The organism is Methylocystis sp. SC2, assembly GCF_000304315.1.
In the GTDB taxonomy this organism is placed as follows: Bacteria; Pseudomonadota; Alphaproteobacteria; order Rhizobiales; family Beijerinckiaceae; genus Methylocystis.
Genome location: NC_018485.1, coordinates 1,504,190 through 1,530,503, shown reverse-complemented (window position 1 = coordinate 1,530,503; position 26,314 = coordinate 1,504,190). Strand labels below are relative to the sequence as shown.

The 26,314-nt window shown below is 63.2% G+C and carries 28 protein-coding genes; 13 read left to right on the top strand and 15 right to left on the bottom strand.

The window, feature by feature from the left end:
* Nucleotides 1–13: 13 nt before the first annotated feature.
* The 4 genes from BN69_RS07300 to BN69_RS07285 all read right to left on the bottom strand — a co-directional run bounded on the left by BN69_RS07300 (nucleotide 14) and on the right by BN69_RS07285 (nucleotide 4,311).
* Nucleotides 14–1,438 (bottom strand): serine hydrolase, encoded by a 1,425-nt coding sequence (locus tag BN69_RS07300; RefSeq protein ID WP_014890939.1) that lies wholly within the window; start codon nucleotides 1,436–1,438, stop codon nucleotides 14–16.
* Between the two features lie 168 nt (nucleotides 1,439–1,606).
* Nucleotides 1,607–2,167, bottom strand: a complete 561-nt coding sequence (locus tag BN69_RS07295) for a DUF3280 domain-containing protein (RefSeq protein WP_014890938.1) — start codon at nucleotides 2,165–2,167, stop codon at nucleotides 1,607–1,609.
* A 102-nt stretch (nucleotides 2,168–2,269) separates the two neighbouring features.
* A complete protein-coding gene (locus BN69_RS07290) occupies nucleotides 2,270–2,914 on the bottom strand; it encodes a response regulator (protein WP_014890937.1) in 645 nt (214 codons plus the stop codon).
* The gene (locus BN69_RS07285; RefSeq protein WP_014890936.1) at nucleotides 2,911–4,311 is read right to left on the bottom strand and encodes a sensor histidine kinase; all 1,401 of its coding nucleotides are present in this window, start codon (nucleotides 4,309–4,311) and stop codon (nucleotides 2,911–2,913) included. The genes BN69_RS07290 and BN69_RS07285 overlap by 4 nt, the downstream gene beginning before the upstream one ends.
* A gap of 242 nt (nucleotides 4,312–4,553) precedes the next feature.
* Here BN69_RS07285 and BN69_RS07280 point away from each other — a divergent pair, with 242 nt between their 5' ends.
* The 9 genes from BN69_RS07280 to BN69_RS19570 all read left to right on the top strand — a co-directional run bounded on the left by BN69_RS07280 (nucleotide 4,554) and on the right by BN69_RS19570 (nucleotide 12,901).
* On the top strand, nucleotides 4,554–5,453 hold the full coding sequence (locus BN69_RS07280) for a LysR family transcriptional regulator (RefSeq protein ID WP_041927207.1): 900 nt from the start codon (nucleotides 4,554–4,556) through the stop codon (nucleotides 5,451–5,453).
* 125 nt (nucleotides 5,454–5,578) lie between these two features.
* Nucleotides 5,579–6,052, top strand: a complete 474-nt coding sequence (locus BN69_RS07275; RefSeq protein WP_014890934.1) for a formate dehydrogenase subunit gamma — start codon at nucleotides 5,579–5,581, stop codon at nucleotides 6,050–6,052.
* Complete coding sequence (locus BN69_RS07270; RefSeq protein WP_014890933.1) at nucleotides 6,052–7,602, top strand: formate dehydrogenase beta subunit; 1,551 nt, start codon at nucleotides 6,052–6,054, stop codon at nucleotides 7,600–7,602. Before BN69_RS07275 ends, BN69_RS07270 begins: the two co-directional genes overlap by 1 nt.
* A 10-nt stretch (nucleotides 7,603–7,612) precedes the next feature.
* Nucleotides 7,613–10,492, top strand: a complete 2,880-nt coding sequence (gene fdhF / locus BN69_RS07265) for a formate dehydrogenase subunit alpha (protein ID WP_041926851.1) — start codon at nucleotides 7,613–7,615, stop codon at nucleotides 10,490–10,492.
* A complete protein-coding gene (gene fdhD, locus BN69_RS07260) occupies nucleotides 10,489–11,316 on the top strand; it encodes a formate dehydrogenase accessory sulfurtransferase FdhD (protein ID WP_014890931.1) in 828 nt (275 codons plus the stop codon). Before fdhF ends, fdhD begins: the two co-directional genes overlap by 4 nt.
* Entirely contained in the window at nucleotides 11,306–11,524 is a 219-nt protein-coding gene (locus BN69_RS07255; RefSeq protein WP_014890930.1) for a formate dehydrogenase subunit delta, read from the top strand. Before fdhD ends, BN69_RS07255 begins: the two co-directional genes overlap by 11 nt.
* A gap of 75 nt (nucleotides 11,525–11,599) precedes the next feature.
* The gene (locus BN69_RS07250; protein ID WP_014890929.1) at nucleotides 11,600–12,130 is read left to right on the top strand and encodes a YchJ family protein; all 531 of its coding nucleotides are present in this window, start codon (nucleotides 11,600–11,602) and stop codon (nucleotides 12,128–12,130) included.
* Nucleotides 12,131–12,240: 110 nt separating this feature from the next.
* Nucleotides 12,241–12,444: a CsbD family protein gene (locus BN69_RS07245; protein WP_014890928.1), complete on the top strand. Its 204-nt coding sequence runs from the start codon at nucleotides 12,241–12,243 to the stop codon at nucleotides 12,442–12,444.
* A gap of 295 nt (nucleotides 12,445–12,739) precedes the next feature.
* The gene (locus BN69_RS19570) at nucleotides 12,740–12,901 is read left to right on the top strand and encodes a hypothetical protein (RefSeq protein WP_014890927.1); all 162 of its coding nucleotides are present in this window, start codon (nucleotides 12,740–12,742) and stop codon (nucleotides 12,899–12,901) included.
* A 130-nt stretch (nucleotides 12,902–13,031) separates the two neighbouring features.
* Here BN69_RS19570 and BN69_RS07240 read toward each other — a convergent pair whose 3' ends face one another.
* Entirely contained in the window at nucleotides 13,032–13,319 is a 288-nt protein-coding gene (locus BN69_RS07240; protein WP_041926850.1) for a NepR family anti-sigma factor, read from the bottom strand.
* A gap of 122 nt (nucleotides 13,320–13,441) precedes the next feature.
* Between BN69_RS07240 and ku (BN69_RS07235) the strand changes: the two genes are divergently transcribed.
* Nucleotides 13,442–14,245 (top strand): non-homologous end joining protein Ku, encoded by an 804-nt coding sequence (ku, locus tag BN69_RS07235; RefSeq protein ID WP_014890926.1) that lies wholly within the window; start codon nucleotides 13,442–13,444, stop codon nucleotides 14,243–14,245.
* On the opposite strand, the gene ligD is transcribed toward ku (BN69_RS07235), so the two are convergent.
* The 5 genes from ligD to BN69_RS19100 all read right to left on the bottom strand — a co-directional run bounded on the left by ligD (nucleotide 14,242) and on the right by BN69_RS19100 (nucleotide 19,201).
* On the bottom strand, nucleotides 14,242–16,800 hold the full coding sequence (gene ligD, locus BN69_RS07230) for a DNA ligase D (protein ID WP_014890925.1): 2,559 nt from the start codon (nucleotides 16,798–16,800) through the stop codon (nucleotides 14,242–14,244). The two genes, ku (BN69_RS07235) and ligD, sit on opposite strands and share 4 nt — an antisense overlap.
* 6 nt (nucleotides 16,801–16,806) lie before the next feature.
* A complete protein-coding gene (gene ku, locus BN69_RS07225; protein ID WP_014890924.1) occupies nucleotides 16,807–17,667 on the bottom strand; it encodes a non-homologous end joining protein Ku in 861 nt (286 codons plus the stop codon).
* 45 nt (nucleotides 17,668–17,712) lie between these two features.
* The gene (locus tag BN69_RS07220) at nucleotides 17,713–18,210 is read right to left on the bottom strand and encodes a phage holin family protein (RefSeq protein WP_148277058.1); all 498 of its coding nucleotides are present in this window, start codon (nucleotides 18,208–18,210) and stop codon (nucleotides 17,713–17,715) included.
* Between the two features lie 18 nt (nucleotides 18,211–18,228).
* Nucleotides 18,229–18,549 carry a hypothetical protein gene (locus tag BN69_RS07215; RefSeq protein ID WP_014890922.1) on the bottom strand — a complete coding sequence of 107 codons (321 nt, stop codon included), beginning with the start codon at nucleotides 18,547–18,549 and terminating at the stop codon, nucleotides 18,229–18,231.
* Between the two features lie 265 nt (nucleotides 18,550–18,814).
* Entirely contained in the window at nucleotides 18,815–19,201 is a 387-nt protein-coding gene (locus tag BN69_RS19100) for a CsbD family protein (protein ID WP_014890921.1), read from the bottom strand.
* A gap of 306 nt (nucleotides 19,202–19,507) precedes the next feature.
* Here BN69_RS19100 and BN69_RS07205 point away from each other — a divergent pair, with 306 nt between their 5' ends.
* Nucleotides 19,508–19,939, top strand: coding sequence for an ester cyclase (locus BN69_RS07205; RefSeq protein WP_014890920.1), 432 nt, complete (start codon nucleotides 19,508–19,510; stop codon nucleotides 19,937–19,939).
* 124 nt (nucleotides 19,940–20,063) lie between these two features.
* On the opposite strand, the gene BN69_RS07200 is transcribed toward BN69_RS07205, so the two are convergent.
* Nucleotides 20,064–20,618, bottom strand: a complete 555-nt coding sequence (locus BN69_RS07200) for a methylated-DNA--[protein]-cysteine S-methyltransferase (protein WP_014890919.1) — start codon at nucleotides 20,616–20,618, stop codon at nucleotides 20,064–20,066.
* Between the two features lie 15 nt (nucleotides 20,619–20,633).
* The gene (locus tag BN69_RS07195; protein ID WP_014890918.1) at nucleotides 20,634–21,326 is read right to left on the bottom strand and encodes a TetR/AcrR family transcriptional regulator; all 693 of its coding nucleotides are present in this window, start codon (nucleotides 21,324–21,326) and stop codon (nucleotides 20,634–20,636) included.
* Nucleotides 21,327–21,397: 71 nt separating this feature from the next.
* On the opposite strand from BN69_RS07195, the gene BN69_RS07190 reads away from it, so the two are divergent.
* Both BN69_RS07190 and BN69_RS07185 read left to right on the top strand, forming a co-directional pair.
* On the top strand, nucleotides 21,398–22,264 hold the full coding sequence (locus BN69_RS07190; protein WP_014890917.1) for an aldo/keto reductase family oxidoreductase: 867 nt from the start codon (nucleotides 21,398–21,400) through the stop codon (nucleotides 22,262–22,264).
* 301 nt (nucleotides 22,265–22,565) lie between these two features.
* Nucleotides 22,566–23,222 (top strand): pyridoxamine 5'-phosphate oxidase family protein, encoded by a 657-nt coding sequence (locus BN69_RS07185; RefSeq protein WP_014890916.1) that lies wholly within the window; start codon nucleotides 22,566–22,568, stop codon nucleotides 23,220–23,222.
* A gap of 208 nt (nucleotides 23,223–23,430) precedes the next feature.
* On the opposite strand, the gene BN69_RS07180 is transcribed toward BN69_RS07185, so the two are convergent.
* The 3 genes from BN69_RS07180 to BN69_RS07170 are packed head-to-tail and all read right to left on the bottom strand — an operon-like array spanning nucleotide 23,431 to nucleotide 26,284.
* Nucleotides 23,431–24,099 (bottom strand): ATP-binding cassette domain-containing protein, encoded by a 669-nt coding sequence (locus BN69_RS07180; RefSeq protein ID WP_014890915.1) that lies wholly within the window; start codon nucleotides 24,097–24,099, stop codon nucleotides 23,431–23,433.
* The gene (gene devC, locus BN69_RS07175) at nucleotides 24,096–25,268 is read right to left on the bottom strand and encodes an ABC transporter permease DevC (protein WP_014890914.1); all 1,173 of its coding nucleotides are present in this window, start codon (nucleotides 25,266–25,268) and stop codon (nucleotides 24,096–24,098) included. Before devC ends, BN69_RS07180 begins: the two co-directional genes overlap by 4 nt.
* Nucleotides 25,265–26,284: an efflux RND transporter periplasmic adaptor subunit gene (locus tag BN69_RS07170; RefSeq protein WP_014890913.1), complete on the bottom strand. Its 1,020-nt coding sequence runs from the start codon at nucleotides 26,282–26,284 to the stop codon at nucleotides 25,265–25,267. Before BN69_RS07170 ends, devC begins: the two co-directional genes overlap by 4 nt.
* Between the last annotated feature and the right edge of the window lie 30 nt (nucleotides 26,285–26,314).

The window sequence follows — 26,314 nt, the reverse complement described above, 5'->3', positions numbered from 1 at the left end:
CCTAGGGCGATTCTCAGCTCTTGCCCGGTTCGGCGGCGGGGTGCGCCTTCGCGGCCGCGGGCTTTTGCGCCGCGGCGTGCGGCGCGGCCACTTTCGGCTTCGTCGCGCTTCTCGCCGCCTTGGGCTTCGCGGCTGGTTCGTCGGCGACGATGTCGTCGACCTTTACAGCGTCCGGCTTCGCCGCCCTGGCGGCGCGCGCCGCTTTCACGGCCTTGGCGTGTTTGGCGCGTCGCAGCGATACGGCGTCGGGCGCCGGCTTGCTGATCGGCGAGGCGCTGGCGTCGCCCGCCTCCGGCTGCGACGCATAGGCGGCGAGATCAGGCTGCTCGCCGACCGGCGCGCCCGGTGCGCGGGCTCGCGCCACCGGCCCGACATAGCCCGGCGCGCGTCCCACATAGACGGACACCGGCTCGAAACGCGGGCGCGGCAGATGCGCGATTTCCTTGGCGTTCATCTGCTGCTGCGGAGCGCCCAGCGTGTCGAGCAGCGGAACGCCGGATCCGACTGGGACCGAGGCGTCCTCGATCTCCGCCATGAACTCCGCCGCCGCCGGGCCGCGGTGGTGGCACACGGACTCGCGCAAGTCAGGCGCCGCCGTTGGTCCGGAGCTGGGCAGGGACGCCAAGGAGGCGACGGCCGCGCCGCTCTGGAAGCCGCGATCGAGCAGCGCCGCCGTCTTCGCCGTGCGCAGGATCGGATTGGGCGCGCCGAGGACGACGGCGATCAAGCGTCGGCCGCCGCGCGTGGCCGAGGCGACAAGATTGAAGCCGGCCGAACATGTGAACCCGGTCTTCATGCCGTCGGCGCCGGCGTAGCGGCCGAGAAGATGGTTATGCGTGGGGATGATCTGCTTGCCGAGCTGCATCGCGCCGATGTTGAACAGATTGGCGTGCTCGGGAAACTGCAGGTAGAGCGCGCGGCCGAGAATGGCGAGATCGCGCGCCGACGTGACCTGCCGTTCGTCGGGGAGGCCGTTGGGATTGTACCAAACCGATTGCGTCATGCCGAGCGACGCGGAGGCGCGGTTCATCTCGTCGGCGAAGGCTTCGACCGAGCCGGACACGCCTTCCGCGATGGCGACGGCGATGTCGTTGGCGGACTTCACCATCAGCATGACGAGCGCGTTGTGCAGGGTGACTTCCGAGCCGGCGCGAAAGCCCATCTTGGAAGGCGCCGCGCGGCAGGCGCGCGGCGACATCATCACCGGCGTGTCGAGCGTGATGCGTCCCTGGCGCACCGCGTCGAGCGCGACATAGGCCGTCATCAGCTTCGTCACCGAGGCGGGAAACCAGGAGGCGGTCGCCTGATCATGCGAGAGGACGGCCCCCGACGCCACATCGACGACGATCGACGGAGTCGCGCGGGCGGGCGCGGCGGCGCCAAACACGATCAGCAATACGCTCGTCGCCGCAACCAATGTGGATTTCGAGAAGATCATCCGCCTAGCCCCGTCACCCGGCGCTGAAACGCGCGGGATCGCATGAAAACGCCGCCTATATATAATAGCGCCTAAGGCGCACAGCCGGAAATAGGCTCGGAATTGGGCGATTCGGGGGCGGTTGTTGATAAGCTGTTAACCATGACTTCAGGAAAGCGCGGGCCGCCGTCACGGCTGAGGCGGATGGCGCCGACGCGCGAGTTCCGGCTCGACAAGATGATATCTCATCAGGAATTTCAGCGCCCGGGTCCATGACTGGTCGGTCTCCCCGCGCAGATCCGTCTGCGAGATATGCGCCAGTTCTCCCGTGCGCGCGTCGCGAATGCGCATTTCGAGATATTGCTCCATAACGCTGACTTTTCGAAAGAAGCAGACGAAGGACAGGTCCGCGCCAAGCGTGCGCGCAATGTCGGCGTCGCAGCCGTTGCACTTGCGCAGCCAATGGTCCTTTACCCTCTGATCCGTCGCCGCGCTTCCGTCGACGATGTCGAACAGGCCCGATTGGGCCAACAGCTCCCGCGCCAGCGCGGTCATCCGCTGGAGGCGCGCCGTTTCTTCCGCGCTTTCCCCGGCGATCGGACCCCCGGCGGTGAAGTCGTCGAGTTCGATGTCAAAGACCGCGAGTTTCATCGGCGGCGAGGATTGCGCGCACGCGCCGGCCGCGAAGGCTTCGGCCGCGAGTGTGATGAGCGCCGATAACAAAAGGTGAGTGAGCGTCTTCTTGACCATCGCCAGGCTCCGCTGTTGCAGTTGAAGGCGTAGCTGCGCGAAGCGCTGGAAGCTTCGGCCTTTCGCCTGCGGCGGTCTGGGCAAATTTCCTGGGGAAGCCGATCAGGTCGCCGACGCGTCGCCGACAAGTCCTGCGCCGATGGCGAGCCACACGAGATGGGCGTCGGTGCGCGCGCCGATCTTGGATTTGATCTGATAATGGTAGTTCTGAACGGTTTTCGGACTGAGATTTAAGATGCCGGCGATGTCCTCGGTCGTTCGGCCCGACGCGACGAGCCGCAAGATCTCCGTCTCTCTGGGGCCAAGCTCATCGACGAGCGCGCGGCCTTCGCCCAGTCGCTCGGCGGCGATCTCGCGCGCGACGTCGTCGCTGAGCGCCCGGCCGCCTTTGGCGATGATCGCGACGGCGCGGAGCAGCTCGGCGGCGTCGCTGCTTTTGGTGACATAGCCGGATGCGCCGGCTTCAAACGCTTTCAGCGCGAAAGCCGCGCCGCTGTGCATGGTGAAGATGAGAATGCGCGCGCTTCTGTCCCACTGCCTGATGTGGCGGACCGCTTCGACGCCGCTCGCGCCCGGGAGAGAAAGATCCATGATGACGATGTCGGGCGAAACCTTCCGATAGGCCTGATAAGCCTGCGCGGCGTTGGCGGCTTCGGCGACGATTCTGTAATCGGGCTGGCGCTCCAGGAGCCGCCGATATCCCTCCCGAACGATCGGGTGGTCGTCGACAAGAAGAATTGTGGTCATGCGAGCGCGAGACTTTTCATCGGCGCGGGCGCGACGGCGATGAGCGGAATGCGCGCGACGACGCGCACGCCTTTCGTGGCGTCGCTGATCGACAGACTGCCGCCAAAAGCCGCGATGCGCTCACGAATGCCGAGAATGCCGTGGCCGGAGGCGGCGGCGAGGCGGGAGGCGTCGCCGCCGCCGTCATCCTCGACCGTCAGCGCGACGAGCCCGTCGGCCGCCGCCGCGCGCTCGACGCGCAGATAGACGTTTTTCGAGTCGCCGTGCCGCATGGCGTTGGTCAGACATTCCTGCGCGATGCGATAGAGGCTCGTCGATATGGTCTGAGGAAGGTCGGCGAGGTCGCCCGTGAGCCTCAGGTGGATGACCGCTTTTCGTCCCGCTTTGGCGTTCCAGCTCGCCGCGAGCTGGACGAGACAGGCTTCGAGCCCGAGTTCATCGAGGTCTTGCGAGCGCAGCCGGGCAAGCGCGTCGCGCAGCGTCGTCATCATGCGCTTGGCGACGCGCCCGATCGAGCGGGCGTCCTCGGCGACGCCCGGATCACTCTCGGCCGCCGCCGTTTCGATCGAGCCGGCGAAGGCGAGGGTCGCCGTCAGGCACTGGCCGAATTCGTCGTGCAGGTCGCGGGCCAGCGCGCGGCGTTCCTCCTCCTGGACTTCGAACAGCCGCTTCGTGAGCGCGGCCCGTTCCGCCGTCGTTCGCGCCAGCCGCTCGGCGAGGTCGTTGACGGCGCGCGCGATCAGGCCGAACTCGCCTTTCGTGATGGCGTTGAGCCGGCTGGCGTAATTCCCTTGCTCCAGCTGGCGCAGTCCGCGGACGATGGCCCGGGTCGGCGCCAGAGCATGGACGATGGCGACCGCGGCCAAGAGGCAAATGCAGACCGCCATCGAGGCCGCAACGCCGACGATGATCGAGATCTGCCGCCAGGCTTGTCGGATCGCCGCGCCGGCGTCCGCCCTGACGAGGATCGCGCCGGTTTCCGGTTGCCGCACGGTCAAGGGCCGACTGATCGGCGCATGTGCGCCGAAGACGCGCTCATAGGCCGAAGCAAACCATGCCGGCGCGTCGGAGCCGACGCCCTCGAGCTGGCTGCAAAGGGTTTGCGGCTCGTCTTCCCCCGGCGCATAGCTGACGCAGACGCCCGGCGAAACGAGCTTCAAGGTCGAAAGCGACTCCCAGTCGGGAACGGGCAAAATCTTGTCGCGCCGCATGCTGCCCCGCCAGAGGATGGCCTGCCAGTAGAGATTTTCGAGCTGGTGCGCGACGCGATCGGCGGACGTCGCCGCCTCCGTTTCGATCGCGCGATGCGCGTCGACCATCACCCAGCCCGCGGTCAGCGTAAGGCAGATGAGGGTGATGCCGACAAGCTGCAAGACGAGCCCAACGATCAACCGCATTGGCGCATTCTCCGACAAGAACCCGTCGCTCAGTAGAGCAGGAATCGAAACGAGGTCCAACGCGCATCGCGCGCCTAGGCGCGGATCGGGCAAATTGCCTGATCCGCGTGAGGGATTTGGATTCGTTTGAAAATTTCGGCGCGGCCTGGGCGGATATGCTAATGTGACGCCCATGCGGGTTGACGAAAGCGCCGGTGACGCCCTGGCTGCTGCCTCTTGGCGACCCGATTGTGGACTCGGTCGTGATCGACAAGCTTGAATTCCTCATCGCCGTCGCAAAGGAGAAGAGCTTTTCGCGCGCGGCGGAGATCTGCGGCGTCACCCAGCCCACGCTCTCGGCCGGCGTCAAGCAGCTCGAAGATTCGCTCGGCGTGTTGCTCGTCAACCGTTCCTCGCGCTTCCACGGCCTGACCGCCGAGGGCGAGCGGGTGCTCGAATGGGCGAAGCGCATCGTCGGCGACGCGCGGGCGATGCGTCAGGAAGTCCGCACGCTCAAGGAAGGCCTGACCGGCCAGCTGAAGATCGCCGTGATCCCGACCGCGCTCGGCATCGTCTCGGCGCTGACGACGCCCTATCGCGAGAAACATCCGGGGGTGCGCTTTTCGGTGATCTCCGCGTCGTCGAGCGAGGTGCTGACCATGCTCGATAATCTTGAGATCGACGCCGGCATTACTTATCTCGACAATGAGCCGCTGGGGCGCGTGCGCGCGGTGCCGCTCTGCTCCGAACGCTACCGGCTGCTGACCTTCGCCGACAATCCGCTCGGGAACCGCGACCGGGTGACGTGGGGAGAGGTTGGTCGCATCGATCTCTGCCTTCTCACGCCGGACATGCAGAACCGTCGCATCGTCGAACAGCTCATTCGCAAGGGCGGCTCCGAGCCGATGCCGATCCTCGAATCGAATGACGTCATCTTGCTCTTCGACCATGTGAGAGCCGGCCACTGGGCCACGGTGCTGCCGGAGAAGCTCGCCAGGACCCTGAACGTGGCGGCGCCGCTGCGCTCCATTCCCATCGTCGAGCCGGAGGCTGTGCATGAAATCGGCCTTGTGGCGCCGCAGCGCGAACCGGTGATTCCGCTGGTCGCCGCCTTGGTCTCGGAGGCCAAGAAGCTGGCGGAAAGCCACACGCTCGACGGTTGATAGGATCGCCCTATCGCGCAACGGATGGTCGCTATTGATCGGGCCTTGGATTTCCGGCACTGTTCTCGGAATTAGTCTAAATAGGACGACCGCATATGCGCAACGTCCGGACTGAAAGGGAAGAAATGTCTGGCGCTGCTCAGTATAGCGACGAGCGCGCGCGGGAAATCATCGCCGACCATATGGGTCTTGAGGGACCCGCGATGCCCATTCTGCACGCGCTCCAAAAAGAGTTCGGCTATGTGCCCGACGCCGCCGTCAAGCAGATGGCCGAGGCGCTGAATATTTCGCGCGCCGAAATGCATGGCGTCGTCACCTTTTATCATGATTTTCACCGCGCGCCGCATGGCCGCCACACGCTGAAGATCTGCCGGGCGGAATCCTGCCAGTCGATGGGCGCGGAGCGACAGGCGCGGGCGTTTCTCGACAAGTTGAAGCTCGACTGGGGCGGAACGACTCCGGACGGCGCCCTTTCGGTCGAGCCGGTCTATTGTCTGGGGCTGTGCGCCCACAGCCCTTCGGCGCTTTACGACGGCGAGCCGATCGGCCGCGTCGACGCTGAAATGCTTGACGAAATCGCCGCGGAGGCGCGCGACTGATGGTGAAAGTATATATCCCGCTGGACATGGCCGCCGTTGCGATGGGCGCCGACAGACTGGCCGCCGCCGTCGCGCAAGAGGCCGCAGCCCGCGGCGAAACAATCGAGATCGTCAGAAACGGCTCGCGTGGAATGCTCTGGCTCGAGCCCCTGATCGAGGTGGAGACTCCCGCGGGCCGTGTCGGTTACGGCCCGGCCAAGGTCAAGGACGTCGCGTCGCTGTTCGACGCCGGCTTTCTGACCGGCGGCGCGCATCTGCTGAACATCGGGGTCGTCGACGAACATCCCTGGATGAAGAAGCAGAACCGGGTCACCTTCGTTCGTTGCGGCGTCATCGATCCGCTGTCGGTCGCCGAATATGAGGCGCATGAGGGATTCAAGGGCCTCACGCGCGCCTTCGAGATCGGGCCCGCGGCCGTCGTCGAAGAGGTCACCAAGTCAGGCCTGCGCGGCCGCGGCGGCGCGGGCTTTCCGACGGGCATCAAATGGAAGACGGTGGCGGACTGTCCGCCGGGCCAGAAATATGTGGTGGTCAACGCCGACGAGGGCGATTCTGGCACTTTCGCCGACCGCATGATCATGGAGGGCGATCCGCTCTCGCTGATCGAAGGCATGCTCATTTGCGGATACGCCGTCGGCGCCTCCAAGGGCTATGTCTATCTGCGCTCCGAATATCCGATCGTCGCCAAGGTCTTTCAGGCGGCGATCGAGAAGGCGCTTGCGGCGGGCTGGCTCGGCAAGAACGTCAAGGGCTCGGGGTTCGACTTCGACGTCGAGCTGCGCATCGGCGCCGGCGCCTATGTCTGCGGCGAGGAGACCTCGCTGCTCGAATCGCTCGAGGGCAAGCGCGGCATCGTGCGCGCCAAGCCGCCGCTGCCGGCCCATGTCGGTCTCTTCGGCAAGCCGACGGTCATCAACAATGTGCTGTCCATGGCCACCATACCGATGATCATGGAGAAGGGCGCGAAGCATTACGCCGATCTCGGCGTCGGCCGCTCGCGCGGCACCATGCCGCTGCAGATCGCCGGCAACGTCAAATATGGCGGCCTCTTTGAGACGGACTTCGGGATTCCGCTCGGCGTCGTCGTCAACGAGATCGGCGGCGGCACCCGCTCGGGCCGGCCCGTCCGGGCGGTGCAGGTCGGCGGCCCGCTCGGCGCCTATGTGCCCGTGTCGCTTTTCGACCTTCCGATCGACTATGAAGCCTTCGCGGCCAAGGACAGTCTCATCGGCCATGGCGGCCTCGTCGTATTCGACGACACCGTCGACATGTCCTGGATGGCGCGCTTCGGCATGGAGTTCTGCGCCATCGAGAGCTGCGGCAAATGCACGCCGTGCCGACTGGGATCGACGCGCGGCGTCGAGACGATCGACAAGATTCGCAATGGGCTGGACGTCGATGCGAATATCGCGCTCCTCAAGGATCTCTGCCACACGATGAAGTTTGGCTCGCTCTGTGCATTGGGCGGCTTTGCGCCGTATCCGGTGGAGAGCGCGCTTCGACATTTTCCCGAGGACTTCCGCAAGCCGGCCCTTGAAGCCGCTGAGTGAGGTAGCCGCCATGACGCTTATCAAGGAAATCGATTACGGCACGCCCGAATCGCCATCCGTAAAATCGGTCACGCTGACCATCGACGGGAAGAGCGTCACCGTGCCCGAGGGCACGTCGATCATGCGCGCGGCGATGGAGGTTGGCACCGAAATCCCCAAGCTCTGCGCCACCGACAGCATCAAGGCGTTCGGCTCCTGCCGGCTCTGCGTCATCGAGGTCGAGGGCCGCAACGGCACGCCGGCCTCCTGCACGACGCCGGTCGCGCCGGGCATCTCGGTCAAGACGCAGACGCCGCGCCTCGCCGCCATCCGCCGCGGCGTGATGGAGCTCTATATTTCCGACCATCCGCTCGACTGTCTGACCTGCGCCGCAAATGGCGACTGCGAACTCCAGGACATGGCCGGCGCCGTGGGCCTGCGCGACGTGCGCTACGGCTATGACGGCGCCAATCACGTCTTCGCGCGCAACAGCGGCGACGCCAATTTCAACTGGAAGCCGAAGGACGAGTCGAACCCCTATTTCAGCTATGATCCGTCCAAGTGCATCGTCTGTAACCGCTGCGTGCGCGCCTGCGAGGAAGTGCAGGGCACCTTCGCGCTGACGATCTCGGGCCGCGGTTTCGACTCGCGGGTTTCGCCCGGCATGGACGAAGCCTTCATGGAATCGGAATGCGTGTCCTGCGGCGCCTGCGTTCAGGCCTGTCCGACAGCGACGCTGATCGAGAAGTCGGTCGTGGCCGTCGGGCAGCCCGAGCATTCCGAGGTCACGACCTGCGCCTATTGCGGCGTCGGCTGCACCTTCAAGGCGGAGATGCGCGGCGAGGAAGTCGTCCGCATGGTCCCCTGGAAGGACGGCAAGGCCAACCATGGCCATAGCTGCGTCAAGGGCCGCTTCGCCTATGGCTACGCCCATCACGGCGATCGAATTCTCAATCCGATGATCCGCGAATCGATCGACCAGCCCTGGCGCGTGGTCTCGTGGGACGAAGCGGTCGGCTTCGCCGCCGACCGGCTGAGGGCGGCGCAGGAGAAATACGGCAAGAATTCCGTCGGCGTGATCACCTCGTCGCGCTGCACGAATGAGGAGAGCTACCTCGTTCAGAAGCTGGCGCGTCAAGGGTTCCGCAACAACAACACCGACACCTGCGCGCGCGTCTGCCATTCGCCGACGGGTTACGGCTTGGCGCAGGCCTTCGGCACCTCCGCCGGCACGCAGGATTTCGATTCGGTCGACGACGCCGACGTCATTCTCGTCATGGGCGCCAATCCGACCGACGCGCATCCGGTGTTCGGCTCGCGCATGAAGAAGCGCCTGCGCGAGGGCGCGAAGCTGATCGTCATCGATCCGCGCCGCATCGACCTCGTGAAATCGCCCCACATCGAGGCGGATTATCATCTGCCGCTCAAGCCCGGCACCAATGTCGCGATGATCGCGGCGCTGGCGCATGTGATCGTGACGGAGAATCTCGTCAATCTCGATTTCGTGAAGTCGCGCTGCGACTGGGACGAATATCAGGACTGGGCCGAGTTCGTGTCGCTGCCGAAGAACAGCCCCGAGGCGCTGGAGAGCGTGCTGGGCGTGCCGGCCGCCGACATCCGCGGCGCCGCGCGCCTTTACGCCACCGGCGGCAATGGAGCGATCTACTACGGCCTTGGCGTGACGGAGCATAGCCAGGGCTCCACCACCGTCATGGGCATCGCCAATCTCGCCATGGCGACCGGCAATCTCGGCCGCCGCGGCGTCGGCGTGAATCCGCTGCGCGGACAGAACAATGTGCAGGGCTCCTGCGACATGGGCTCGTTCCCGCACGAGCTGCCGGGCTATCGCCACATCTCCAACGAAGCGGCGCGCCAGGCGTTCGAAAAGGATTGGGGCGTCTCCCTCGATCCGGAGCCGGGCCTGCGCATTCCCAACATGTTCGACGCGGCGATCGAAGGCACGTTCAAGGGACTTTATGTTCAGGGCGAGGACATTCTGCAGTCCGACCCCGATACGCGCCATGTCTCGCGTGCGCTGGCGAATATGGACATCGTCATCGTGCAGGATCTCTTCCTGGTCGAGACCGCGAACTACGCGCATGTCTTCCTGCCGGGCGCGACCTTCCTCGAGAAGGACGGCACCTTCACCAACGCCGAGCGCCGCATTCAGCGCGTCACCAAGGTGATGTCGCCGAAGAACGGCTACGCCGACTGGGAAGTCACCCAGTTGCTCGCCAACAAGCTGGGCCTCAACTGGAACTATGCGCACGCCAGCGAGATCATGGACGAGATCGCGCGTCTCACGCCGTCCTTCGCCGGCGTGTCGTTCAAGCGCCTAGAGGAAGACGGCTCCGTGCAGTGGCCGTGCAATGAGAATTCGCCGCATGGCATGCCGATCATGCACATCGACGGCTTTGCGCGCGGCAAGGGCAAATTCGTCATCACCGAATATGTCCCGACCGAGGAGAAGGTGGGGCCGCGGTTCCCGTTGCTGCTCACGACCGGCCGCATCCTGTCGCAATATAATGTCGGCGCGCAGACGCGGCGCACCGAGAATTCGCAGTGGCATCCCGAGGACGTCCTCGAAATCCATCCGCATGACGCGGAGGATCGCGGCGTGCGCGACGGCGATTGGGTGAAGGTGGCGAGCCGCGCCGGCGAGACGACGCTGCGCGCCAAGATCACGGATCGCGTCGCGCCGGGCGTCGTCTATACGACGTTCCACCATCCGACCACTCAGGCCAATGTGGTCACGACCGACAATTCGGATTGGGCGACCAATTGTCCTGAATACAAGGTTACGGCGGTGCAGGTCTCGACCACCAACGGACCGACCGACTGGCAGCATCAATATCGCGAGCTGACGGAGCAGAGCCGTCGCATCGCGAGCGCGATCGACGCGGCGGAATGACGGAGAGGCCGCCGCCGACACTACGGGTGGAATGCCTGGCGCGCCGTCACGATGTGACGGCGCGTTCTTCTCGCGTGATCCCCGAAGAGACGCCGGTCGCCTTCACCTTTGGCGGCTCCACCCATGCGGTGATGATGGCGACGCCGGCGGACCTCGAGGATTTCGCGATCGGCTTCGCGCTGACCGAGGGGCTGATCGATTCGCCGGAGCAGGCGGGCGACGTCGAGATCGTCGTCTCCGACGCCGGCATCGAACTGCGCGCCTGGCTGAAGGGCGGACGGCAGGAAGCCTATGTCGAGCGGCGCCGTTCGATGGCGGGGCCGACGGGCTGCGGCCTCTGCGGCATCGAGAGCCTGGAGGCGGCGACGCGCTCTCTGCCGACGCTGGACAATGCGCTGTCGGTGCGCGCCGACGCCCTGATCGAGGCGATGGAGCGTCTGCCCGCGGCGCAGAAATATAATCAGGAGACGCGCGCCATTCACGCCGCCGCCTTCTGGAATCCCGTCTCCGGGACCCTGATCGCGCGCGAGGACGTCGGCCGCCATAACGCTCTCGACAAGCTCGCCGGCGCCTTGACGCGCCAAGCCATCGCCGCCGGCCAAGGCGTGGTGCTGATGACGAGCCGCGTTTCCGTCGAACTCGTGCAGAAGGCCGCGCGCATGGGCGCGCCGATCATCGCCGCCGTCTCCGCGCCGACCGCGCTCGCGGTGCGCAACGCGCAGCACTGCGGCATGACTCTCGTCGCGGTCATGCGCGGCCGCGACTTCGAAATCTTCACCCATCCAGGACGCATTCTCGAACAGGTTTCCGCACATGTCGCATGATTCGGTCGAAAAGCTCGTCAAAATGGCTAACCAGATCGGCACGTTCTTCGTGGCGCAGAAGCATCCCGACGGCGTTGTGAGCATGACGGAACATTTGAGGAAGTTCTGGGAGCCGCGCATGCGCGACGCGATCATCGCTCATGTCGATCACGGCGGCGCCGGCCTCGATCCGATCGCAATAGAGGCCGTGAAGCGCCTCAAACATTGAGCCGGCGCGCCGCGTCGGGGATTGCGTCCCGGCGTCGCCGACGCTGAACAGATCATTCCTACGCGAACAAAGCGGATGACCGACCAGACTCGCTCCGACCAGACTTGCCCTTGCCGCGCGATGGACGCGCAAAAGCTCTCCTACTTGGCGTGCTGCGCGCCCTACATCGAACAAGGAGCGTCCGCGCCCACAGCCGAAGCGTTGATGCGTTCGCGCTATACGGCGTTTGCGCTCGGCGACATCGATTACCTTGTGGATTCTTTGGCGCCGGAGTCGCGTTACGATTTCGACCGAAAGGCGATTACGCATTGGTCGCGCAACTCGCAATGGCTCGGACTTGAAATCCTGTCGACGGAGCAGGGGCTGCAGGGCGATGAAACCGGCTACGTCGAATTCGTCGCGCATTTCTCCAGCGAAGGCGAACGCTATGCGCATCGGGAGCGCTCGCTGTTCCGACACGACGCGCAGGAGGACCGCTGGTATTTCCTCGAAGAGGCCAATCGCAAGAATGCGCCCATCGTGAAGGGCAAGCAGGCGGGCCGAAACGATCCTTGTCCCTGCGGCTCCGGCAAAAAATTCAAGAAGTGCTGCGGCCTCGCCGCGTGAACGGCGATGAGCGTTACGAATCGATTCCCCTGCCGCCAGAATCCTGGAACAAAGCGGTTGCGCCCGCGTTCCGTCGGCGTGGAACGCTCCTTAGCCTTGGGAGGACGGCGATGGACTGGAATCGTGTCGAAGGCAATTGGAAACAGTTCAAGGGCAAGGTGAGAGAGAAGTGGGCGGAACTGACCGACGACGATCTCGCGCGCATGGACGGCAAGCGCGAGCAGTTTGAAGGCGTTCTCCAAGAACGTTACGGCGAAGGGCGGGACCGCATTCGCGAAGACGTGGACGCTTGGCTCAAGACTTTGAAGTCTTAGAGCAGGTTCCGAAAAAGTTGACAGACTTTTTCGATGAGAACCTGCTCCAACGTTTTGATTTGGAGCGATTCCTTATCGATCACATGATTCCATGTGATCGGGAAGCGCTCTGCGCGTCGCAAGCTTGGCGCGCCGCCCTCTTCGATCGGCCCGAACCTTAGGTTCGGAGCTTTTCATCGGCGCGCGTCCGCCATTCCTCGTCCAGGCGCGCCCGCCGAGCTTTGCCGGCGTCTTGGAACATTCTTAAAAAGGGAGAGTTGTTTTCTTATCCTTCTCCGATGCAAGGAGAGCTGAAATGAGTTCGAAGCCGAAACTTGGAGTAGACTGGCGGCGCATAGTTGAAGCGCTCGCGAGGATGCTGCTTTTGCCGCAAAGCGAAGCGCCGCGGGAGCGTCTCATCCCCGTTCGTGAACCGCGACAGGCGGAGATCGAGCATTGGCTGCGCAATCGAAAATGACCCGCTCGACGATTGATCCGCGATGATTGCCTGTTGAACGACAGGCAATCATTTTTTTGGCCATTGTTTTCTAGTCGCTTCGTCAACTCAAGGCGCCGGTCGCGCGTTTTGGAGCGCACGCCCCTGTCAGCTATTTGGAGACCGGCGTCGACAGTCGCACGAGTAAGTCGAGAAACTTGTCCGGCAGGGGTTCTAAGAGGCTCGTCGCGTACATGTCGCGCAGCCCAGAGGTCAATTCCCCATCGATCCCAAGCAAAGAGAGGTGATGGGCGGCGTCGCATCGCTGCGCCCTTGGCGCGCCGCGGCGGCCCTGCGTCGTTTGCCTTTCGGCCTTCTTTTCCATGTCGAAGAGCCCTTGGGCGGCGCTTCCGATGCGGGAGCCGTCGACTCCAGTGACAACGGGCAGATGAAGAGTCATGCTTGAATTCAACAATATTCGAAGGCCAAATGTTCCCAAAACGCGCGGGAAGAGGGCGGAAGCGGAACGATGCTTTGGAACGAACGTTATTGAAGAGTTCCCTGCCCTCGGAGGGGTGTAGAATGGCGCCGCGGTCATTCTGGAAAGGCTATTTGAAGCTTTCGCTTGTGACCTGTCCGGTCGCGATGACGCCGGCCACGACGGAAGGCGAGAAAGTTCGCTTCCACATCCTTAATCGACACACCGGCAACCGCGTCGTCAGCCAATATGTCGACGCGGTCTCCGGCGCGCCGATCGGCGAGGACGATGCGGCGAAGGGATATCCGCGCAGCGAAGACGATTACGTGCTGCTTGAAGACGAAGAGCTTGACGCCCTAAGCCTCGAAAGCACGCGAACGATCGATATCGAGACCTTCGCGCCGGCGGCGAGCGTCGACTGGATCTGGTTCGATAAGCCACACTATCTTGCGCCCGACGATCCGATCGGCGTCGAAGCCTTCTCCGTCATTCGCGACGCGATGAAGGCGACGAAGACGGTCGGCCTGTCGCGGCTCGTGATGTATCGGCGCGAACGCGCCGTGATGGTCGAGCCGCGCGACAAGGGGCTTGTGTTATGGACGTTGCGCTTCGCCGACCAGGTGCGCGATCCGAAGGACTATCTCGACAAGATCGGCGCCGAAGCGCCGAACGCGAAAGCTCTCACCCTGATTTCCAAATTGATCGAGGAGCGCAAGAGTCACTGGGATCCGGCGATGCTCCATGATCCCGTGCAAGCGCAATTGCTGGACATCATTTCTGGAAAGAAGAAGGAGCGCGCGCCCGCGCGCAAAAAACCGGCGTCGGCGGCTCCGAGCAACGTCGTCAATATCATGGATGCGCTCCGCAAGAGCATCGATACGGAAAAGCGCGGCGCCAAACGTCGCTAGGTTTTTCTCCTTTTGCGCGCCTTCGGCGTTTCGATCGGCGCCGCCGCTTGACGAAAGTCTCCCCAGGGATCGTTCTGCAGCGACTCGAGGCGGGCGAGGGTTTTCGCGATCGTGAAATAGTCAGGTCCGATCGCCGGACTAAGTTCGTCCCAGGCGAGCGGCATCGACACGGCGGCGCCGGGACGGGCGCGGGTGGAGTAGGGCGCGACGGCCGTGGCGCCGCGCTGATTGCGCAGATAGTCGACGAGTATCTTGCCGCGGCGCTTCGATTTCGTGATCGTCGCAACATATTTGCTCGGGCTGTCACGCGTCATCGCATCGGCGATGCTTTTGGTGAAAGCCTTCACCTCTGGCCACGCCGCTTTAGGCTTCACGGGCGCCACCACATGAAGCCCCTTTCCGCCTGACGTTTTCACGAAGGCGGCGAGCCCAAGGTCTTGGAGCCGCTCCCGCGTTTCTTCCGCGGCCGCAATGACCGACTCCCACGCGACCTGTTCGCCGGGATCGAGATCCATGATGATGACGTCGGGGCGCTCCCAGTCAGACGCCGTCGAGCCCCAGGGATGAATTTCCAAGGCGCCGGATTGAACGAGCGCGGTCAGGCCGTTGAGGTCCTTGATGCTGAGCAGGGGCTCTTCTTCTCCTTTCGGATCGTCGATGAGCACGATGTTCGGATCGATGCCTTTCCAAGCGTGTTTCTGGAAGAACTTCTCTCCCTCGACGCCGTTGGGGCAGCGCAGCAGCGCCAGCGGGCGATTGACGATGAAGGGCGCGATAAAGCGCCAGATGTCGGCGTAGTAATCCGCCAGGCCCTGTTTGGTGACGCCTTGATCCGGCCAATAGAGCCGATCGGGATGGGTGAGCCTCACGACGCTTTGCTCCGCTCTCGCCGCTGTCACCCGCTCAACCTGCGGCGCGCTTTCGCGGACGACGTCGCGCGCGTCCTTATCTTCGCGCAGCCCGCGAAAGGAGGCGTGCCGAAGATTTTGATCGCCCGTCCAGCCGCGAAATTCGACCTCGGCCACCAGTTCGGGCCGCACGTAGCGCACATGGCGCGCCGCATCCGCGCTGAGCCGCGCGCCAAAAGGATTCGAGGAGGCGCGCAGGGGATCGAGCTTCGCGAAAAGCTCATGCGCCATGTCGGCCGTAAATCCCGTGCCGACGCGGCCAACATGGCAAAGGACGCCATTCTGGTAGACGCCAAGCACCAGGGCGCCGATCGCCCGGCGCGACACCGTCGAGGGCGTATAGCCCGCGACGACGAATTCCTGCCGCGCGAAGCATTTGGCCTTTATCCAGCTCTTCACGCGGCCGGAACGATAGGGCGACTCCCGCAGCTTCGACACCACGCCTTCGAGGCCGAGCCGGCAGGCATGCGCCAGCACGACGGCGCCGCTGTCCTCAAAGTGAAGACTTAAGCGAACCTTATCGTCGCTTTCGGCGCCCAAGAGTCGTTGCAGCAGCCGTTTGCGTTCCAGCAAGGTCGCGCCGCGCAGATCATAGCCGTCGAGGTAAAGAAGATCGAAGACCCAATAGACGAAGCGATCGGTCCGCCCGGCGCTCAGATCGGCCTGCAGCGCGGAGAAATCCGACGCGCCTGAGCTCGTCTCGACGACGATCTCGCCGTCGATGAGCCCGGCGCCGAGAGGCAGGGCGCGCAGCGCCGACGCGACCTCATCGCCAAATTTCTTCGTCCAGTCGAGGCCGCTGCGCGAGAGCAGCCGCACGCGTCCCGCCTCGATGCGCGCCTGCACGCGATAGCCGTCGAATTTGATTTCGTGAATCCATTCCTTGCTCGCCGGCGCGGTGCCGGAACTGGCCTGCATCGGTGCAATAAAATTCGGCGGCGGCGCCTTCTTTGCGCCCTTGAGACGAGACGGGTCGGTGTCCACCGCAGGCGCTTGCGGCGTCGCTGGGGAAGTCGTTTTATCCAAGCGCGACGCGGCGCTCTGCTTCGGCAGGGCGCTTTTCTTCGGGCGCGGCGCCCGCTTGCCATCCGCGACATCGCCGATCGTGCGTCCGGTGTCGACCGAGCGCGGCAACTCCTCAAGTATGTCCGCATCTTCGGGCGCACGCGCAAATTCGTCATCGCCCTTGATGAGCAGCCAATTGTCATGCTTCTCCCGCGGCTTTCGGGCCATGCGCACGAGATGCCAACGTCCGCCGAGCTTCTTGCCGCGCAGCTCGAAATCGAGGTGGCCCTTGGCGTAACCCTTATGCGGGTCGCCTTCCGGAATCCAGACGCCCTTGTCCCACACGATCACTTCGCCGGCGCCATATTGGCCTTCCGGAATGACGCCTTCGAAATTGCGATAGTCGAGAGGGTGGTCCTCGACGTGAACGGCAAGCCGCTTCTCGCCGGGCACGAGACTTGGGCCTCTGGTCACAGCCCAACTTTTCAAAACGCCGTCCATCTCCAGGCGAAGATCGTAGTGCAGCCGCCTTGCGGCATGTTTCTGGACGACGAAGCTGCTGCCGGTCTTTCGAACGCCTCGCCCCTTCGGCTCGCGCGTCGCCGCAAAGTCGCGCTTCTTGCGGTAATCGGCAAGCGACATGCGAGGTCAGCTCGCTTTCCGCCGTGTCGCGGCCGTCCTGGTCTTGCGAGGCTGCGCCGCTTGCTTCTTGGCCGGAGCCTTGTCGCTCTGCTCGGAAAGCGCCGCGCTTTCGCGCAACGCCTCGAGCAGATTGACGACCTTGGTTTCCCGAGCCTTGCGCGGCGGCGCGATCGGCTTGCCCTCCAGTTTCGCTTTCACGAATTCGGCGAGGGCGGCCTCATAGCGGTCTTCGAAGGTGGATGGGTCGAAAGCGCCCCGCTTCGTATCGATAATGTGCTTGGCGAGCTGAAGCATTTCGCTCTGAATTTTAACCTCGGGCACGTCGTCGAACGCCTGCTGCGCGGAGCGCACTTCATAATCGAAGTTCAGCGTCGTCGCGAGAAGCCCGTCGCCATAGGCGCTGATCAGAACGGTGCGCGCGCGCCTGAACAGCACGGTCTTCGCGAGCGCCGCGACTTTGTTCTTACGCATGCCCTCGCGTATCAGAACGAAAAGTTCGTTCGCGTCGCTTTGCGACGGGGATAGATAGTAGGGCTTGTCGAAATAGACGGCGTCGATGTCGCCGCAATCCACGAATGTCTCGATCGTCAGGGTTTTATCGCTCTTTGGCGTCGCCTGAGCGATCTCCTCGGGTTCGAGAACGACATATTCGTTCTTGCCGACTTCATAGCCTTTGACTTGATCGCCGGAGTCGACAGGTTCCCCCGTGTCGCTATCGACAAAGGTCCGCCGCACGCGGTGGCCGGTCGACCGGTTGATCGTGTGGAATGCGATCCTGTCCGATGTCGACGTCGCGGAGTAAAGCGCCACCGGACAGGTGAGCTCCGCAATCTTCAGAGAGCCCTTCCAGTTCGCTCTCGGCGACAACGCAAACCTCGTACGCTCGCGGGCGGCTGAACGCGCGCCCGCTGATTACGCTTCCGGAGACCTCGTACTGTCAAGCTTTTCCGAGATTTTTGACGCAAGCATCAGTCCCACGGCGGCGCCGATGATCAGATGGAGGTTTGGCGCTACGCGTTCGGCCACCGCTTTCGCCGCGACGGGCGCCATCGAGCCGATCGAGGAGCCGATCGACCGCACCAGGCTTCCATCCGGCTTGAACAGCTGATCAACGAAGGGGAGTTGCGGAAAGCCGCTCTGTTCGAGTTCGGCTGCCGGCGCTTGAGTTTCCGTCGCGACGGACTCCTTTGTCGCGAGATAAACGATAAGCGCCGCGAAGAGAAAGGCTCCGGCGATGACGAGGTTGCCGACGATCTCTCCCCAGGTTCTCATGGCGTAGGCGTGGGCGGCCGCCGTTGCGAAGCCGAGCGCGAGCAGCGCGAGGACCGCAACGATGGCGAGACGCGACGCTCCTCGCGTCGCGTTCGCAATACTCTCGTCAACCCGTTGGAATAGCGGATCCAGCATCATGATCTTGCCCGCCCGAGATTAGCTGCGGCCCTTCCACATGGCCCCGACGAGGAATCCTCCGGCGATGGCGAGCAACAGCGCCGTCACCGGCTGTTCGCGCACGGCGCCCTCGACCGTCGTCTTCAGCCCTTCGCCCGCCGAACGCGCCTTCTCCGCGACTTGCCGAGATTGCTCGCCGACCGTCGCCAATGCGGCGTCGGCGCTCTCCATGGTTTCATCGACCTTAGCGCTGACGTCGTCGGCCATGGACGCGGCCTTCGCGGCGGCGTTCGCCGACGCCTTGGTCATGGCCTCCTGCGCCTCCTGGACCTTGTTCGTGACTTGCGATGTTATGCTCATGCCCGCTTCTCCGCTGTTATCGCCCCGCTGGGCGAATACTGAACTTCCAGATCGGTTGATTGTTCCTCGCAGCGGTCCCGTGCGGCGCCCGCTAATCTCGCGCCGAGGACCACATGGCTGAAGGTCACTGCGCCGGCGCAGAGGCTTCGGGAGAAGCGCGCCGATCGGCCAATAGAGTCCTGTCCAGAACACGAGATCAGCAACACAGGTCCGGAATTGAGAGTCAGTCGGCCGCCGATCACGCTCGGCGCTACGGCGACCGTCGTCACAGTTCCGGAAAGATATCCTTGCCGTCTTCGGCAAGCTTCGCCTCGCCGATGGATTTTTGAAATTCACCAACGACGATCTGCGCCAGTCCGGTGAGCGTGAGATGAGTCGACTGCGTGGCGAGCCCGAGGGTCAACTTGGTCTTGCCCATGGCTTCGTTGGCATAGCCGCGCATTTGATCGGTCGCGCCTGACTGCACGATATTGTCGATCGCCTCCCTCATCGAATCCTTCACTTGGGCGACCGTGTAGCGCGCCCGTGTTGGCGGCTCCAGTTCGACGGAATTTGCATCTGGCCGCGCCGGTGGAGTCGATGCATCGCCGAAACCGCATTCTTCGTCGGCGCAGATAATGGGGTCCCCGCCATTTTCGGTTAACGCAACCATTGATTCCGTGCTCCTAAATCTCAATCCCTAGGTTCGGCCAAGGCCGCCCGCCAGGATGAAAACTGATTTGAAGGGCGCTATGTTCCGAGAGGGCTCCCTGCGGTCGCGTATCGCGCTCGAGGCTCCGAGCGGCTGCTAAACGCCGCGCGTAATAAATGGGCGATGCGCGATGGCCTGTGCCTGGGCGACGGGGCTCGCTTCACGGCGCCCGAGCTGCTTGAACAGGACCTGCGGCGCCGGGCGCGCGGAAGCGCCGAGAGTCAGATTTCATCCAGGGAAGAACGGACTGAAGTAGAGGAAGCTCGCATGCCGACTGATGTCGCCCCGTCAAGGCAAGCCGAGGAATTGGCGACGGCCTTTCTGTCGCGTGTATGGAATGGGACCGCCAATGATCTCGGCGCGATCGATGAACTCATGACCGATGACTATCAGGTCCACTCGGCCATGAAGACCGTCAGCGGACGCGACGCCTTCCGGCGATGGGTAGCGGATTTTCAATCCGGGCTCACAAGCGCGCGCAACGAAACCCTGGAGGTTTTCGCCAATGCGGCGGGTGATCGCGTCGTCTCGCGGTGGATGTGCACGGGTTTCAACAATGGGATATTTGGTCTTCCCGCCGACGGTCGCCCCATCAAGTTTTCGGGGATCGCAATCTGGCGTGTCGAAAACGGACGGCTCGCGGAATGCTGGATCGAGCGCGCGGCGCTCGAGGCCTACAAGGATCTGGCGAGCGCTTGACGGTTCGCACCCTTCCGGAACTTCCCGAAGCGACCGCGCGGCTGCAACGCATGACCGAACTGGCGAAGCACAGTCGCGCGTCATCGCGCTGAGCGATGGAATTTTCGAAACGCGGCGTTGCGGCTCAACCGAATGACGGCGTGAAAAGGTCAGGATTTGCGGCGAGCCCTCGGCCCAATCGCGCGCCTTCGATTTCAAGCAGGCGCGCCTTCGCGCTCGTGCCGCCATGAGCGGAAAATCCGCCGATTTTTCCGCCGGCGGCCAGAATGCGATGACAGGGGATGATGATCGCGATCGGATTTCTCGACAGAGCATGTCCGACCGCGCGCGCGGCGCCTGGCGATCCGACGCCACGGGCGATCTCGCCATAGGTCGCGACGGCGCCCCAGCCAATGGCGCGGGTCGCATCATAGACGGCCTTGTGAAACGGGCTGCTGGCGCGAAGGTCCAGCCGCAGGGTCGAGAAATCGACCTGCTCGCCGCGGAAATAGCGCTCGAGGTCCGCGATGGCTCGCGCGATCGGCGAAGGCAGGGCGCCTGACCACCGATCCGCCTTCGCCATGCGTCGCGCCAAAGCTGCATCGTCCCGCTCCGGCAGCTGGAATCGCGTCACGCCCTCTTCGCTCCACGCAAGGGCGCAGGGACCGACCGCGGTTTGAAAAATATGAAAGCGCTGCATGGCCGGTTCGCGGCTCTATGCCGGGCCGCGCGCGGCGGCGCGAGCCTCGGCGATCGCCGCCGGCGCGCCCGGGCGCTCGGGGTTGAACCGATGGGCTTGGAGATACGCGGTCACAAGCAGGACGAGTTCCCTTTCGAGGCGCGTTCTGAAATGGGCCGGCGCATGTTCTTTGAGCAAGGTTTGGACCGGCTCGACCAAGGCGCCAAGCGCGATCTTTGCAACCATGGCGGGATCGTCGAAGTGGGCGTCCGGCGCGCTCGCCAGCATGGCCGCGACGGCCGCGACGATGCGCGCGCGCATCCGGGCGGCCAGCGTCGCGCCGCCCCGTTCTTCCGCAATGGCGTAGAGCGCCTTCGCTTCTTCTGGCTCACGCAGCTTCGCAGCCAGGAAGGCGACGACGAAGGCCGAACCCATCTGCGACAGTTGCTGGCCCCGATGTTCGTGGCAGGCGCGCTCGACCGCGCCGGCGACGCCCTCGAGATGATTTTCGAGGACGCCGGCGAGCAGGGCGTCGCGGTTGGGATAATATTGGTAGAGGCTTCCGACCGACACGCCCGCGCGCTCGGCGATACGGGTCGTCGTACAGCGGCTCAGGCCCTCCCGGAGCAAAACCTGAATGGCCGCCATGCGCAGCGTGTCGACGGTCGCGGCGGAACGGGCCTGCGCCGGGGTTTTTCTGGGAATTAAGGTCTTTGCGACGGCGTTCATGGAATGCGAATTCAGAAAGCGAAGGTTTCTTCATATATTTGCGTGAGCGGCGCGCAACAAGGACCGACGCCATGACCACCTTCACCTTCGGCGACCGCACCGTGAAACGAATAGGTTACGGCGCGATGCAGCTCGCGGGACCCGGCGCGTTCGGTCCCCCCAAGGATCGTGATGCGGCGCTGACCGTGTTGCGCGAAGCGGTCGCATCCGGGGTGAACCATATCGACACCAGCGATTTCTATGGCCCGCATGTCACCAACCAGTTGATCCGCGAGGCGCTGCATCCCTATCCGGATGACCTCGTCATCGCGACCAAGATCGGCGCGCGGCGCGGCGCAGACGGTTCATGGCGGCCAGCCTTCTCACGCGACGAACTCAGACAGGCGGTGCATGACAATCTGCGCAATCTCGGTCTGGATGCGCTCGATGTGGTCAATCTACGCGTCATGTTCAGTGCTCACGGCCCGGCGGAAGGCTCCATAGAAGCCCCGCTCGCCGCGCTCGCGGAGCTACAGCGGCAAGGGCTTATACGTCACATCGGCCTCAGCAACGTCACGCCCACACAGATCGCGGAAGGTCGCGAGATCTGCAAAATCGTCTGCGTGCAGAATCATTATAATCTTGCGCACCGGGTCGACGACGCGCTCATCGACGAACTCGCCGTCGGCGGCGTCGCCTATGTGCCCTTCTTTCCGCTCGGCGGGTTCACTCCGCTGCAATCCTCGACCCTGTCGGATGTCGCGCGGCGCCTTGACGCCACGCCGATGCAGGTCGCTCTCGCCTGGCTGCTTCGTCGCGCGCCCAATATTCTGCCGATTCCCGGCACGACGTCGCTCGCTCATCTGCGGGAGAATCTCTTAGCGACCAAACTCGATCTGCCGGATGAGGCGACTGCTTTGCTCAACGGCGTCGCAGCGAACATCGGTTCGTCTGACTGAGCGATCCTGCCTGGCGGTCGGGCGCAAAGGACGTAGAGAAGGCCACATTTTCTGCGCCGCCTCGCGCAGCGTCGCCGGCGTATTCAGGCTCGCGCGACGCCGCGCGGCGCGGGTCGGCGCCCGCCATTCTCGCGACGAGCCTTCGAGCGCATCTCGGGCAAATTTCCTGAGTGAGACGAGGCATTTATCTGCTTGCCACAATCCGGCGGCTCCTGGACCATTGACGCCGCGCTGGTCTGCGGCATGGCGTCCCTGCGCTGAAAAATTACTTCGCGTTCGGCAGACGGTTGGAGAGAGATCGATGTCAAAATTATACGGCGCCGAGCACCGCAAGCTTCAAGACGAATTCGATACGCGCCGCCTCGCCGATTTGATGGAGGGCGGCGTCATGCACGCCGAATTTGCTCCCCATGAGGTCGAATTCATCCAGTCTCGCGACATGTTCTTTCTTTCGACGCTCGATCCCGCCGGCCGTCCGACGGTCTCCTATAAGGGCGGCGCTCCGGGCTTCGTTCGCGTCGTCGGTCAAAGCTCGCTCATTTTCCCGTGGTTCGACGGCAACGGTATGTTTTACTCCGCCGGAAATCTGGCGGAAACGAGCAAGGTTGGCCTGCTGTTCATCGATTTCGTCACGCCCAATCGGCTTCGCGTGCAGGGCGAGGCAAGACTCTTGCGCGAAGCGTCGCTGCTCGCTTCTTATCCCGGCGCGCTATTCGTCGTCGGCGTCGACGTCGAGAGCGTGTGGGTGAATTGTCCGCGCTACATTCATCCCCACCAGAAAATCGCCCAGTCCAAATATGTCGCCGCAGAGGGAGATGAAGCGCCGCTGCCGGGATGGAAGCGGATCGACATCGTTCAAGATGCGCTTTCATCTCTTGATCGAGAGCGTGTGGCGGCCGCCGGCGGCGTCATCGACCAAGCCGCGTATGGGGATCTGCTCGCGAAGGGCGAGGCCTAGAGCGCTTCCCGATCACATGGAATCATGTGATCGAAAAGGAATCACTCAAAATCAAAACGTTGGAGCAGGTTCTCATCGAAAAAGTCCGTCAACTTTTTTGGAACCTGCTCTAAGGGCGCATCGCCGCGCGCCGGAAAATGCGTGTGCGACAAGCGCGTCGACTGCGGGGGGCGGTCGCAAGCAAATCGGCGACGCTTGGCGCGAATTGTTATTTGATGATCCCGTCCTCGAGATTAACAATGCGATCCGCAATATCGAGTATTCTATAATCATGGGTGACGATCAGGATCGTCGTTCCATTCTGCTTGGCGAGACTTCTTAATATCTCGACCGCCTCATGGCCGCTATTCTTATCGAGAGACGCGGTCGGCTCATCCGCGAGCACGATCTTCGGTCGGGAAACCAAGGCGCGCGCGATCGAGACGCGCTGGCGCTGTCCGCCGGAAAGCTGCTGGGGTCGATACTCCAGACGCTCCTCTAGTCCGACCTGAGTCAGAATTTGATGCGCGAGCCCGACCCGTTCCTTTTCAGAAAAGCAATCGTGCAGCTCAAGCGCCATGCAGACGTTCTCTGTGGCGGTCAGCGAGAGGAAGAGATTGTGCTGCTGAAAAATATATCCAGTCTGCCGCCGCACGGCGATGCGTGTGCGGGTTTCGCTGCGCACCAGTTGTTCGCCGAGCACCACGACGCTTCCGGAGGTCGCGAGCCTCAGTCCTCCCAGGATGGTCAACAGCGTCGTCTTTCCGGAGCCAGAGGGCCCGGTGAGAATAACGATTTCGCCGGTTTCGATGGAAAGATGAATGTTTGTCAGGACCTGACGACGCAACTCGCCTTGTCCAAAAGCGAAATTCAAACCTTTCACGTCGATCATGCTCATGAGAACATGTCGGCCGGATCCGTCGATTTCAATTTGCGTATCGCCAGCAAGCCAGCCAGCGCGCACATTGTCAGGATAAAGAAGAAGACGCTGGCGATACGCTCGAGGGTCATAGGGAACGGGATGAAAATAGAGCGCTCCGCCACCTGATAGAGCAACGTGGACAGCGCCATGCCTGGCAGAAATCCGAATACCGCCAGATAAATGGAGGAAGCAAAGACAATGTTACGGAGATAGGATTGGCTGTATCCCATCGCCACCAGAGTGGCGTATTGGGGAATGTTGTTGCCGATATCCGTGAACAAAATTTGATAGACGATCACCATGCCGACGATCAGGCCCATGAGCGTGCCGAAACCAAAAATGAAGCCAAGCGGCGCCGAATTCTCCCAGTAGGCCTGCTCGAAGCGGACGAGCTCTTCATAGGTCAAGACTTGCACCTCCTGCCCGACGAGTCGCAAGAGTGCGGCTTGCGTCGCGGCGATGTCGGCGCCCGGCGCCGACAGGACGAAGCCGATATCGATCTGATCAAGGGATCGCATTGGAAAAACGCGATGAAAGTTGAGATCGCTCATCACGACATTGCCGTCGGCGGCGAAAGTGGTGCCCATATGGAAGGTGCCGACGAGCTTTACCTTGCGACCGTTTATTTCGGTGATGTCGCGCCCGGAGGCGATCAGCTCTTTTATCGGACCAAACTCCGGGCGGGAGGTCACGTCGAATAGCGCCGTGTCCTGACGCTGCAGCTCGGACCTGAAAGCCGCAAAGTCGTCGATATGAATGAGCTCGGCGGTGGGATCATACCCGTAAATCATCAGCGTCCGCTGGATATGGGTATCCATATTCTTGAATTGTCCGAGCGACATGTAGAGGGGCACGACTCGCCGAACCGCCGGAAGGCCCAAGGCGCGCATCAGGATGCTTCGATCGAAGGAGACGGGCCGCCAGAGGGCTTCGGTCTGCTTGTGGAGCAGAAACAGCTGGCCCTGCATTTTCAGCGGCGCGGAAGACGCGCTGGTGTAAAGCGAATCTCGAAAGCCAAGCTGCATGAACACGAGCACGCAGGCGAACAGCACGCCCAAGGTGGCGGCGAGCAGTTTGGGCCTGTCGTATATGAGCTGGCGCCACGCCAGTCGAGCGGCGAACAGCGCCGGAGACAAACCGCTCACCGTTCTATTTGCACCTGAACCTGACGGAAGAGCTGGTGCCAAAGCTGTTCGATCCCTGGACGCTCCAACGTCAATCGCACCTCAACGATCCTATTGTCGCGGTCCGCGAGCGGATCGGCGTCGTTGACGCGGTTTTTGCGAACGAGAAAAGCGATCTCACGCACCTTTGCCGGATAAGGCGCGCTCCGCTCCGGAAGTTTCACGATCGCCTTCTGACCGACTTTCACGCGTGGAATGTCGGTCTCGTAAACCTCAGCCACAACGTCAAGCTCATTGAGATTCGCAATATCGGCCACACCATTGGGACCGATGCGCTCGCCGGGGCGCGCATTGATCTTGATGATGACGCCGTCGATCGGCGCGGTCGACACCGCCTGGGACAGCTGCGCCTGTTTGAGCTCCAGATTGGCCTCGCTCTGCTGAATGCTCGCCGTCGCAACGTCGACATCCGCCTTGGCCTTTTTCAGGCGCAACTCGACGCCATCCACCACGGAAAGCGTGGCGGAGCCGGATTTGTACAGGCTTTTCTTGCGCTCGGCGTCCCGCTGGGCGCTCTCGAGTTCGGCCTCAGCTGCAAGGTGACGCGCCTTAGCGGCGCTGATTTCCGCCGCGGCGAGCGCCACTTCCGCTTGGCGGCGGCGCCAGTCGGAGAGCACCGCGATCCGGGTCCCCGCCTTGACGGACTGGCCTTCCCGCACCAGTATTTCGCCGACGACGCCGCCGGTCGCGGCCGCCTCGTTCGAGACTCGGATGAGTCGCGAGCGCGGTTCGATCCAGCCCAGCGCGCCGACGCCGAGGGCTGCGGGAGCCCACGCCGTCTCCTTTATCTGTTTGGCGGGCGCTTCGTCGGCGCCCACGAAATATCTTGCCCAGACGAAAAGCGGCACGCCGATGGTTAACGCTGCGACGAGAATGATTTGAAGGATCAACCGCAGGGAAATGCGATTCCGCAGCAGACGTTCCGCCCGGGGCAGGGCCGCGCCATCCGACACTCCGAAACGAAATTCGTGGTTCATTTTACACGCCGCCATGCCGTTATCGGGATT